This window comes from Nocardia sp. NPDC050718, from assembly GCF_040654235.1.
Classification (GTDB): Bacteria; Actinomycetota; Actinomycetes; order Mycobacteriales; family Mycobacteriaceae; genus Nocardia.
Genome location: NZ_JBFAHQ010000006.1, coordinates 352,179 through 363,921, shown reverse-complemented (window position 1 = coordinate 363,921; position 11,743 = coordinate 352,179). Strand labels below are relative to the sequence as shown.

The 11,743-nt window shown below is 68.9% G+C and carries 9 protein-coding genes; 4 read left to right on the top strand and 5 right to left on the bottom strand.

Going from position 1 to position 11,743, the window contains the following annotated elements; translation table 11 throughout:
* Window positions 1-183 precede the first annotated feature (183 nt).
* Window positions 184-1,980, top strand: a complete 1,797-nt coding sequence (locus AB0H54_RS27335) for an acyl-CoA dehydrogenase (protein ID WP_357349078.1) — start codon at window positions 184-186, stop codon at window positions 1,978-1,980.
* Between the two features lie 9 nt (window positions 1,981-1,989).
* Here AB0H54_RS27335 and AB0H54_RS27330 read toward each other — a convergent pair whose 3' ends face one another.
* Window positions 1,990-2,631, bottom strand: coding sequence for a response regulator transcription factor (locus AB0H54_RS27330; protein WP_357349100.1), 642 nt, complete (start codon window positions 2,629-2,631; stop codon window positions 1,990-1,992).
* 14 nt (window positions 2,632-2,645) lie between these two features.
* Window positions 2,646-4,043 carry a sensor domain-containing protein gene (locus AB0H54_RS27325; protein WP_357349076.1) on the bottom strand — a complete coding sequence of 466 codons (1,398 nt, stop codon included), beginning with the start codon at window positions 4,041-4,043 and terminating at the stop codon, window positions 2,646-2,648.
* A gap of 137 nt (window positions 4,044-4,180) precedes the next feature.
* Between AB0H54_RS27325 and AB0H54_RS27320 the strand changes: the two genes are divergently transcribed.
* Together AB0H54_RS27320 and AB0H54_RS27315 are read left to right on the top strand one after the other, a co-directional pair.
* Complete coding sequence (locus tag AB0H54_RS27320; RefSeq protein ID WP_357349074.1) at window positions 4,181-4,624, top strand: hypothetical protein; 444 nt, start codon at window positions 4,181-4,183, stop codon at window positions 4,622-4,624.
* Between the two features lie 71 nt (window positions 4,625-4,695).
* Window positions 4,696-5,580, top strand: a complete 885-nt coding sequence (locus tag AB0H54_RS27315; protein ID WP_357349072.1) for an alpha/beta hydrolase — start codon at window positions 4,696-4,698, stop codon at window positions 5,578-5,580.
* Between the two features lie 55 nt (window positions 5,581-5,635).
* On the opposite strand, the gene AB0H54_RS27310 is transcribed toward AB0H54_RS27315, so the two are convergent.
* From AB0H54_RS27310 to AB0H54_RS27300, 3 genes are all read right to left on the bottom strand, one after another.
* Complete coding sequence (locus AB0H54_RS27310; protein ID WP_357349070.1) at window positions 5,636-7,024, bottom strand: wax ester/triacylglycerol synthase family O-acyltransferase; 1,389 nt, start codon at window positions 7,022-7,024, stop codon at window positions 5,636-5,638.
* A gap of 71 nt (window positions 7,025-7,095) precedes the next feature.
* Window positions 7,096-7,710: a TetR family transcriptional regulator gene (locus AB0H54_RS27305; RefSeq protein WP_357349068.1), complete on the bottom strand. Its 615-nt coding sequence runs from the start codon at window positions 7,708-7,710 to the stop codon at window positions 7,096-7,098.
* A 28-nt stretch (window positions 7,711-7,738) separates the two neighbouring features.
* Window positions 7,739-9,976 carry an MMPL family transporter gene (locus AB0H54_RS27300; protein ID WP_357349066.1) on the bottom strand — a complete coding sequence of 746 codons (2,238 nt, stop codon included), beginning with the start codon at window positions 9,974-9,976 and terminating at the stop codon, window positions 7,739-7,741.
* 225 nt (window positions 9,977-10,201) lie between these two features.
* On the opposite strand from AB0H54_RS27300, the gene AB0H54_RS27295 reads away from it, so the two are divergent.
* Complete coding sequence (locus AB0H54_RS27295) at window positions 10,202-11,710, top strand: FAD-dependent oxidoreductase (RefSeq protein WP_357349064.1); 1,509 nt, start codon at window positions 10,202-10,204, stop codon at window positions 11,708-11,710.
* Window positions 11,711-11,743: the final 33 nt, after the last annotated feature.

Sequence of the window (11,743 nt, the reverse complement as noted above, 5' to 3'; positions counted from 1 at the left end):
TCATTGACCCACCGCCCCCCCCCTTGCACCGTCCCCGCGGGGCCGCGGCCCCACACCGGCGCCCGCCCGCCCCCCGCCGCTCCTCGCGGCGAGTTTCCCCCGATCCACTGACCGATCGTCGGTAGCTTGGTGCCGACAGCACAGGGGCTCCCGTCCGGGACGGCCGCCCCGGAGAGGACGACCGTGCGCTCGACCCTGATCTCCCGCCGGGACCTGGACTTCCTGCTCTACGAGTGGCTGCGCGTGGCGGAGTTGACCACGGCCCCGCGGTTCGCCGAACACTCCAAGCAGACCTTCGACGGTTTCCTGGAGCTGTGCGAGGACATCGCGACGCGCTACTTCGCCCCGCACAACAAGCGCAACGACAGCAACGAGCCCACCTTCGACGGCACGACGGTCACCATGATCCCCGAGGTGGGCGCCGCGGTCGAGGCGTTCACCAAAGCCAACCTCGTCGGCGCGAGCATGGACGAGGAGCTCGGCGGGCTGCAACTGCCCGCGACCGTGCAGGCCGCGGGCATGAGCTGGTTCCAGGCCGCCAATGTCGGCACCACCGCCTACGTGTTCCTGACCATCGGCAACGCGAATCTGATCGCGGCCCACGGCAGCGCCGACCAGATCACGCGGTTCGTCCGCCCGATGATCGAGGGCACCGCCACCGGCACCATGTGCCTGTCCGAGCCCCAGGCCGGGAGCTCGCTGGCCGATATCGTCACCCGCGCCGAGCCGCAGGACGACGGCACCTACCGGCTGTTCGGGTCCAAGATGTGGATCTCCGGCGGTGACCACGAACTGACCGAGAACATCGTGCATCTGGTGCTGGCGAAGATCCCGGGCGGGCCCGCGGGCACCAAGGGCATCTCGCTGTTCATCGTGCCGAAGTTCCTCGTCGCCGAGGACGGGTCGCGCGGCGAACGCAACGACGTCGTCCTGGCCGGGCTCAACCACAAGATGGGCTATCGGGGCACCACCAACACCGTCCTCAATTTCGGCGAGGGCCGCCACACTCCGGACGGCGCGCCCGGCGCGGTCGGCTATCTCGTCGGCGAGCCGCACCGCGGCCTGTCCTACATGTTCACGATGATGAACGAGGCCCGCCTCGGCGTCGGCCTGGGCGCGACCGCGCTCGGCTACACCGGCTATCTGAAATCCGTCGAGTACGCGCGCACCCGCCACCAGGGCCGTGCCCTCACCACCAGGGACCCGGCCACCGCGCAGATCCCGATCATCGCGCACCCCGACGTGAAGCGCATGCTGCTGGCGCAGAAGGCCTACAGCGAGGGCGCGCTGGCACTGCTGCTGTACTGCAACCGGCTCATCGATCTCGAGCGCACCGACACCGATCCCGAGTCCGCCCGCGCGCACACCCGGCTGCTGGAGATCCTCACCGGCGTGGCCAAGAGCTGGCCGTCGCAGTGGTGTCTGGAAGCCAACAACCTGGCCATCCAGGTCCACGGCGGCTACGGCTACACCCGCGAATATGACGTCGAGCAGTACTACCGCGACAACCGCCTCAACCCCATCCACGAGGGCACGCACGGCATCCAGGGCCTGGATCTGCTGGGCCGCAAGGTGATCCAGCACGACGGCGCGTCACTGCTCCTGCTGACCGAGCACATCGCGGCCACCGTGTCCGCCGCCCGCGCGGCAGGCGGACAACCCGCCGCGCACGCCGAACTCCTCGACACCGCCTGGCAACGCCTGCTCACCGTCACCGCCGCCATGTTCGCCGCAGGCGACCCGGCCGCGGCCATGGCCAACGCCGCGGTCTACCTCGAGGCGTTCGGGCACCTCGTCCTCGCCTGGATCTGGCTCGAACAGGAACTGGCGACCGTCGGCAAGGACGGCGATTTCTACGACGGCAAGCGCGCGGCCGCCCGCTACTACTTCCGCTACGAGCTGCCGAAGACCGCACCGCAATTGGATCTACTCGCCGCGTTGGACCGCACCACCCTCGACACCGACGAGAACTGGTTCTGACCCGGCAGGTCACCCGCGCAGGCGCAGGACCGCGAGGACCCGGCGGTGGTGGGTGTCCGAGGGTGGCAGGTCGAGTTTGGTGAAGATGTTGCCGATGTGCTTCTCGACCGCGCGTTCGGTGACGGTGAGGGCGGCGGCGATCGCGTTGTTGGTCAGGCCCTGGGCCATCAGTTCGAGTACCTCGCGCTCGCGGGGCGTGAGCCGGGTCAGGCTGTCCTGCTGCCGGGAGGCGCCCATCAGCTGTTTCACCACCTCCGGGTCGAGCGCGGTGCCGCCGGTCGCGACCCGGTGCAGAGCGTCGACGAAATCGGCGACGTCGGCGACCCGGTCCTTGAGCAGGTAGCCGACACCGCCCGCGCCCGCGGCGAGAAGTTCTGTCGCGTACCGGGTTTCGATCCACTGGGAGAAGACGAGCACACCGCTGTCCGGGTGGGTCCGGCGCAGTTCGATCGCGGCCAGCAGTCCCTCGTCGGTGAAGGTGGGCGGCATCCGCACGTCCACCACCGTGACGTCGGGCCGGTGCGCGCCGACCACCTCGGACAGGGACGTGGCGTCGCCGACCATCGCCACCACCTCGTGGCCGCGTTCGGTGAGCAGGCCGGCCAGGCCGTCGCGCAGGATCGCACTGTCCTCGGCGATCACCACCCGCAGCGGTCGCGGCGCGCTCACCGCGGACCCGTCGTCGGCAACACCATGGTCACCACGGTAGGCCCACCGGCGGGACTGTCGACGGTGAGTGTGCCGTCGACGGCGTGGGCACGGGCGGCGAGACCGGCCAGCCCGCTGCCGGCCGCCGCGTCGGCCCCGGCCGGGCGCGCGCCACCGATCCCGTTGTCGCGCACGGTGATCGCGACCGAACGCAGGCTGTCGGGGAGCACCGTGACGGTGACCTCCGTCGCCCGCGCGTGTTTGACCACATTGGTGAGCAGTTCGGCGACCGAGAAATAGGCGATGGCCTCGATGGCGGGGCTCGGCCGTCGCGGCAGGTGGACGCGCAACTCGACCGGCACGGCGCAGCGGGCGGTGAGCGTCTCCAGGGCGGGCCCGAGGCCGAGTTCGAGTGCGGGCGGGTGGATGCCACGGACCAGTTCGCGCAGCTCGATCAGCGCCTCCTTCGCGCCGGCGCGAGCCTCGGCGATGAGATCGCCGGGGTCCCCGCCTGCGGCCAGGCGTTCCTCGGCCCGGCCCAGGGCCATCGCGATGGTGACCAGCCGCGCCTGGGTGCCGTCGTGCAGGTCGCGCTCGACCCGGCGCAGTGTCGCGGCGGCGTCGTCGACCGCGGCCCGCCTGCTCGCGCGCAGCTCGGCCAGCTGCCGGTCTCGCGATGTCGCCGCCAGCAGGTGCGTGATCAGCATCCCGTGCACCCAGCAGACACCACGGATCAGCCACGGCAGCGCGAAACACAGGGCGATGCCGAGGCCGGACATGGCCAGCACCCGGGGCCAGGTGTCGACATAGAAGGAACCGAACTGCACCAGGCTGTGCCGCTCGATGCCGCTCTCGTCCACCTGGACCGGGTCGACCAGCAGCCACGGGATCGGCGAGATCGCGGTGAAGGCGACCATCGCGGTCACCACGAGCACCACGTAGCCGACCACCACACCCAGCACGGACTGCGCGAGCAGGAACAGCGTGGCCCGCCAGCTCACCCGGTCGGTGAACGCGCTCTTCAGGAAACCGATCAGGCCCGGCGCGCGGACGAACGCCGGTGGCGCCTCGACCCGGACACCGAGCAGTTCCCTGCCGAGCCAACGGTAGATCCGTCCCCACACCCGGCCGCCGAGCAGGATCAGCGCCAGCAGCGGGATACCGACGAGGAAGATCGACGCGTACAGCCCGCCGCCGAAACCGAAGAACAGGTAGCACACGGCCACACAGCCGAGCACGAACGACAGGATCAGATAGCCGAGTTCCTTCCAGGTCCGGAGCTGGAAGGGCGCCCGGGCGATGGCGGCGGGCACCCCGCCACGGGGACGCGCGGGCTCGTGGCGGCCGTCGAGGACGGCGATCTGCTCGCCGGAATCCTTGATGACCAGGGTCGGCTCGGTTGGCGTGTGGGTCATGACTCCCATGGTCGTCGTGGCGGGCCTCGATCTCGATGGAGCTGCCCACCGGGTCGGTGGTGTAGCTGGCACCACCTTTCCACCCGCCCGGCGGCGCGTCTGTTCACGCTGCGGCCGACGCGAACGATGATCACCGCATGAGCACCCTGTGGTTCGTCGTCGTCCTGGTCGCCGGGATTCTCGCCCTCCTCGCGATCGTCTCGATCCCGGTCATCGTGTGGCTGCGGCGACGCGGCGCGCGCGTCACCGAGGAGCTGACCCGCGAGCTGCGCCACGACACCGTCGTGCGCGGACCGGAGAAGGCCCTCTACCGAGGCGCGACCGCGCCGGGATTCCCGGCCGTGAAGGGCAACGGCGTCGTCGCGCTCACCGCCACCTCGCTGCGGTTCCGGCCTTACGTCGGAACGGCTTTCGTCGTGCCGGTGGCCGAGATCGTGTCCGCGCACGAGGCGAAGGTCTTCCAGGGCGCGGTGACCGGCGGCCGCACCCACCTGGTCGTCGACACCCGAGCGGGCGAGATCGGCTTCTTCGTCGAGGACACCGCGGCGTGGCTGCGAGCGATCGAGCGGGCGGCCGGGTGAGACGCCGGCACCCGCGCGCCGCTGTGGCATCATGAACTAGAACGAGTTCTAGAAATGCCGAGGAGGTCGACGTGGGAACTGCGCGATCAGTGCGGACGGGGCCGTTCGTCGTCCCCGCCGTCGACGAGATCCCCGGCGGACGGATGCTCGACCTGCCGGGGCGCGGCCGGACCTACGTGGTGGACATCCCGGGACCGGCCGGTGCGCCCGTCCTGATCCTGCTGCACGGCACCGCCTGCACAGCGGCCCTGAATTGGTTTCCGGCACTGGAGACCTTGAGCGCGCGGTATCGCGTGGTGCTGTTCGATCAGCGCTGGCATGGGCGCGGAATCCAGTCGGCCCGATTCCGGCTCGACGACTGCGCCGACGACGTGGTCGCGGTCGCCGACGCGCTCGGGCTGGACCGCTTCGTCTGTGTCGGCTATTCCCTGGGCGGCATCGTCTCCCTGCTCACCGCCCACCGGCATCCGGACCGGGTGGCCGGGCTGGTGCTCTGCGCGACGCCGTATCGCTTCCAGGAGAAGTGGCGTGAGCGGGCGTTCCATCGCGGCTTCGCCGGCGTCGCCGAGGCGCTGGGCGACTATCCGTATCGCCGGGCCCGGCGGCTCCTGCGCGCGCTGCCGGAACTGCCGGACGCGCTGGTGCCGGGGCACCTACGACAGTGGGCGGTGGGCGAATTCCGCAGTACGAGCGGATGGGCGCTGGCGCCGGTGCTGGCCGAGATCGGAACCTTCGACGCCACCACGTGGCTGCCGGAATTGCGGGTGCCGACCGCGGTGGTCATTACGACCAAGGACCGGGCGATCCCGGTGTATCGGCAGATCGAGCTCGCCGCCGCGATTCCCGGGTCGAGTGTGCATCCGGTCGCGGCGGGTCATGCGGCGTGCGCTGTCGCGCCGGACCGGTTCGTGCCGGTACTGGCCGACGCGTGCCGGGCGGTGACCGCGCGGCGGTAGTCGACGACCCTGTTCGACGCCGGTGGCGAACAGGGCGGACATGCGGAGTGGGCGATCAGCCCCTGGCGCGGGCCGCGGCCAGCAGTTCGTCGATCACGGCGGGCACCGCGTCGGCCAGCGCGTCGACATCGGGCACCAGGTCACGACAGGCGATGAAGCCGAAATCGAGGTCGCCGCAGTTCGACAGCACGGTGACGGTGAGCCCGGCGCCGTGGAAGACCGGCCCGAACGGATACATGCCGTCCACCCGGACACCGAGGAAGTACAGCGGCATCGGCGGACCGGGCACGTTCGAGACCACCAGGTTGTGCACCACCGGATGCCGTTCGGCCAGCTTCAGCGACGAGTAGACGCGCGAGGCGAGGCGGAAGGTGTTGGGCGGGGCGTACTTCGACCAGTCCTGGAGGAAGTCGGCACCGATCAGATCGTGCTCGGCCTTGGCGTCCCGGTTGGCGACGGCCAGTTGCTCCAGCCGCTCGACCGGATCGGCGATATCGGTGCCGAGCCGGCAGAACAGGGTCGAGACCTTGTTGATTCCCTCGGTGTGCCGGGTGGATTCGTGCACCGACACCGGCACCGAGGCGACCAGCGAGCGATCGGGCAGCTCGTCGTGATCGGCCAGGTAGCGGCGCAGCACGCCACCGACCACGGTCAGCACGACATCGTTCACCTTCACCCCGAACGCGGCCTTGATCTCCTTGATCACGCCGAGATCGGTCTTGGTGAACGAGACCGCCCTGGTCGCGGTCACGGCCTGGTTGAACGGCGTGCGCGGCGCGGAGAACGGCAGCGCCATCCCCGCCTCGTTGTTCCGCCGCCGTTGCGCGAAACCCGCGACCATGCCGAGCGTCTTGGGCACCATGCCGAGCATCCCGGCCCTGGCGGGAAAGCGGACCGCGGCGCGCGCGATGAGCTCGAGATCGCCGGGCACCGGTTCCGGGTGCCACGGTTCGGGTTCCGGCCTGCTGAGCCCCGGCTCCAGATCACACAGGTGCATCATCATGTTGGTGCCGGTGATGCCGTCGACCGCCGAATGGTGGTACTTGCAGACCACCGCGACCTTGCCGTCGTCGAGCCCCTCCACCACCGACATCTCCCACAGCGGCCGGTTCTGGTCCATCGGCGTACTCGCGACCTCGCCGATGAGCGCGGCCAGCCCGGCCTGCCCGCCCGGCTCCGGCAGCTCGACGCGCCGGATGTGGTTGTCGATGTCGAAGTCGGGGTCGTCGACCCAGAGCGGATGGTCGAGGTTGAACGGCACCGGATGGACCCGGCGGCGCATATGCGGGATGAGGGGCAGGCGCCTGCGCAGCTCGTCGCGCAGGTGGTCGAACGAGTACGGCCCGTCGGCCGGATCGAGAATCAACAGGGCACACACGTGTAGATGCTGGGTATCGGTCTCCAGATAGAGGAAACTGGCATCCAATCCAGTAAGTCGTTCCATAGCCGAACCCTACTAGAACACGTTCTATTTTTGCTGGCTCGCGCGGCCGAAATAGACGACTCTCACACCGATTACAGCGGCAGCCCCTGCTCGAGCAGATCGACCGCCTCCAGTACCAGCCGGTAGACATCGTCGCCGGGTTCGTAGGTGCTGTTGGCGATGTGGAACATCACCCCGCCCGCGGCGGCGATGAACACGCGCAGCCGCTGATTGTCCGGTTCGACGCCGAGGTAGTCGGCGAAGAACTCGAGTGCCTCGGAAATGGCCCGGTCGGATTCGATCTGATACGCCGTGCGCAAGGCCGGTTCGGCGTGGATCAGCTTCATCCGCTCGGGATTGGCCGTCCACGGATTCTCGAGAGCGAGCCGATTGAGCTCGTGCAGGATCGCGCGGAGCAGATCGAAGTGACCCAGCCCGCGGGGCAGCGCGGCGATCGCGGCTTCCCGTTGGTCGGCGAGGTCGTCGTTGATGACCACCTGCTCCTTGGACGCGAAGTAGCGGAAGAAGGTGGTGTGGGAGACGTCGGCCGCCTTGGCGATCTGCTCGACCGTCGTGTTCGCGTACCCCTGCTGCTCGAACAGGCGCATCGCGGCCTCGCGGATCGCGGTTCGCGTGCGCATCTTGTGCTTCTCACGCAGCCCGACCCGACGCCCCGGGCTCACGCCCGGGGTCGTCGTGTTCGTCATCTCGGCTCCTTCATCGGCGGTGCCCGGGTCAGCTCCTCACTTCGACCAGCTCGGCCGGGGCCGGGCTGTCCGCGTCCGCGGGAATGCCGCGGTTGCGGACGGCGCCGCCTTCGATGTCGAAGTTCGGCACGAGCCTATCGAGCCACGTCGGCAGGCCCCAGGCCCGGTCACCGAGCATCGCGATGACGGCGGGCACCACCATCATGCGAATGATGAAGGCGTCGAAGAACACCGCGATACCGAGGGCGAAGCCCAGCATCTTCATCGTGGTGTCGGGGGCGAGCATGAACGCCGCGAAGACGCTGACCATGATGATCGCCGCGGAGGTCACCACCCGCGCCCCGTGCCGATACCCGGCGATGATGGCGTCCTTCGCGGTCATCCCGTGGATGTATTCCTCGCGCATGCGGGTCATCAGGAACACCTGATAGTCCATGGCCAGGCCGAAGACGACACCGATGAGGAAGATCGGCAGGAACGACACGATCGGCTGGGTGTTGTCGATCAGACCGAGGGCGCCCTCCTGGAAGATGGCCACCGTCGCGCCGAAGGTCGCCAGGACCGAGAAGACGAAGCCGAGCGTGCCGATCAGCGGCACCCAGATCGACCGGAACACCCCGATCATGATCAGGAACGCCAGCCCGACGACGACCACCAGATACGGCAGCAGCGCACGGTCCAGCTTGGCCGACAGATCCGACATGATCGCGGTCTGTCCGCCGACGTGCAGTTCCGCGCCCACCCGCTCGGCGGCGGGGGCGTAGTCGCGGATGCGTTCCATCAGCGCGTGGGTGGCCTCGTCCGAGGGTGCGCTGGTCGGTGTGACCATGATCAGCGCGGTGTCCGCGTCGAGGTTCGGCTGGGCGGCGCCGTTGCCGGTCCATACCAGGGTGTCCACGTTGGCGACGTCGGGCAATGTCTTGATGTAGGCCACGCTCGCGTCGGCCGCCGCGCTCACGTCGCCGTCGTCGTGGTGCACCACGACGAGCAGCGGGCCGTTGATGCCCTGGCCGAAACCGCGCTGCAGCAATGTCATCGCGCGCGCTTCGTCGGGGGTGTTCATCGTCATGGCCAGTTCGAGCTTGCTCATCGGCAGCGCCGCCAGCACCAGGACGGCCAGGCCGGCGAAGATGAACGGCAGCGGCTTGCGCACCACCATGCGCCCGAACTTCACCCCGGCGGTCTCCGCGGTCTCCGACTGCTCGGCGTGCTTGATCCACGGGATCCGCGGCGTGAACGCGAAACGGCCCACCGCACCGAGGATCGCCGGGATCAGCGTCAGCGCGGCCAGGACCGCGATGGCTACCGCGACCGCGGCGCCGATCCCCATCTGGGTGATCAGCGGGATACCGATCACCGTCAGCGCGACGACGGCGATGATCACGGTCAGCCCGGCGAACACCACCGCCGAGCCTGCGGTGCCGACCGCGCGACCCGCGGCCTCGGCGCGTTCGCCGCCCCGCGCCACCTCACTGCGATACCGCGACACGATGAACAGGGCGTAGTCGATCGACACCGCGATGCCCAGCATCGTGACGATGCCGGTCGCGCTCTGATTGACGCTGATGAACTCCGAGCTCAGGGTCACCAGCAGGATCGTGATCAGCACCCCGACCACGCCGGTGACCAGCGGGATGAACGCGGCGACCAGCGCGCCGAAGGCCACGATCATCACCACGAAGGCGAGCGCGAAACCGATCAGCTCGGCCTTGCCCGGCTCCTCCATGATCTGCATCAGCGAGCCGGTGGCCTCCACCTGCAGGCCGTCACCGTTGTGCCGGTCGAGGATGTCCTGGAGTTCGTGTTTCTGGTCCGACTTCAGGTCCATCACGTCGATGTTCTGGCGGACCTGGATGAGGCCGACCTTGCCGTTGTCGCCCACCACCGACGCCGCCAGCGCGGGCTCGACCTGGGCGACCAGGACCGGGTCGACGACGGTGGCCGGATCGGTCAGCTCGGGCAGGGTCCGCAGGTCCGTCACCAGCGCGTCGATCTGCGCCGTGTGGTTCGCGATCCCGTCCTCGGCCGCGACGAGGACGCTCGTCGAGGCCTTCATCTGCTGCTGCATGACCTCGGGGAAGTACTTCTCCACCTGGCTCGTCGCCGTGCCGGAGTCCGTTCCGGGCAGGTCGAAGTCCTTGGCGAACTTCGGGTTCAGCGCACCGACCAGCCCGGCCACCGCCGTCGCGGCGATCAGCCAGGCGGCGATCACCTGCCATTTGTGCCGGAACGAGTACCGGCCGAGCCGGTACAACCATGACGCCATCGCACTTCCTCCACTCCCGGGCCGTCCGCCGACCACCGCGTGCACAAATCTGTTAGTGACTACCACTTGTTAGTCACTAACACGATAGCGCTTCCGCGGTAGGGGGCGGCTATGACGGCTGTCACCCGCGACCGGGTAACGCACTACTCTGTTCGGCCGCGCCGGTTTGCCGGACAATTGCCCCATCGGACGAAATCGCGTCCACCTCGAAGGAGGGAGCAGCGCATGTCTCCCCGCAGCGAACACTCCGGCGAACCGACGGCGGACGCCGCGACGATGACGTGCGATGTGTGCGTCGTCGGTGCGGGCGCCGCCGGGCTCAACGCGCTGTATGTCGCGAGTCGCTATCTGAGCCGCGACCACCGTGTCGTGCTGGTCGACAGCCGGAAACGGGTGGGCGGCATGTGGACCGACACCTATCCGTACGTGCGCTTGCATCAGCCGCACGGCATGTTCACCGCGGGCGATATCCCGTGGACCCTCGGTCAGGACCGTTCCTATCTGGCGTCCAAGGACGAGGTGCTCGACCATCTCGAACACTGCCTGGCCGAGATCGAGCAGCGCGTGCATGTCGACGAGCTCTTCGGCTGGACGATGACCGCGCAGGACGAGTCGGCGGGCACCGTCCGGATCACCTGCGAGTCCGCGGACGGCCGCTCGGTCGTGATCGACACGCGGCGGCTGATCAAGGCCTACGGCTTCCGCATCGCCCCGAACACACCGCTCACCCTGTCCAGCACCCGGGTCAGGTCGGTGTCACCCGATGACTGCGACCTGCGCGGCGACGGCCTGCGCGCCAGTACCGATCCCGTCTGGATCATCGGCGGCGGCAAGACCGCCATGGACACCGCCTACGAACTCGTCACCGCACAGCCCGGTCGCGAGGTGAATCTGGTCGCCGGTCGGGGCACCTTCTTCCACAGCCGCGAGAAGTTCTTCCCCTCAGGCACCCGGCGATGGTGGGGCGGTGCGCTGCCCAGCGGTCTGCTCCGCGAGGTCAACCGGCGATTCGACGGCAGCAACGAGGCCGCCGTCTGGGACTGGCATCGCACGACGTTCGGCACCGCGGTGACACCCGAGGCCGGAAACTTCCTGCTGGGCATCCTGTCGGAAGCCGAAGCGGCGACGATCGCCGCGGGATTGCGCACGGTGGTCATGGACTATCTCGTGGACGCCGTCGACGACGGCGACGACACCCGCCTCGTCTTCCGCGGCGGCACGTCCGCGCCCCTCCGGCCCGGCAGCTGGGTGGTGAACTGCACCGGCTACGTCATGCGCCACGAGCATCCCTACGAGCCCTACCTGTCGAGCGACGGCACCGTCCTGTCCATCCAGCCGCGCTCGGCCACGCTCTACCTGACGACGATGATCGCGTATTTCCTGACCCATCTGATGTTCCTGGACCGCATCACCGACACCCCGCTCTACGAACTCGACGTCCAGGACCTCCTCGGCAAGTCGAAAACAGTTGTCCCGTACGCGCTGTTCACCCTCACCCAGTACAACATGAGCCGCATCTACGACAGCGTCCCGACCGCGATCTTCCGCGACTGCGGCCTCGACCTCGATCGCTGGTATCCCCTCCCCCGCCGCATGGCGGCCATGGCCCGGTTCGCCCTCACCCACCACCGCGAACGCGAGCACTTGCGCCGGTCCCTGGACACCATCCGCACCCGATTCGACGTCCGGTGCGGGCCACTGGATCACATGCGCGAGCACACCGGCGTGGCCTGAGGCGACGGCCATTCGTGCAGTCGCCGGTGCGGA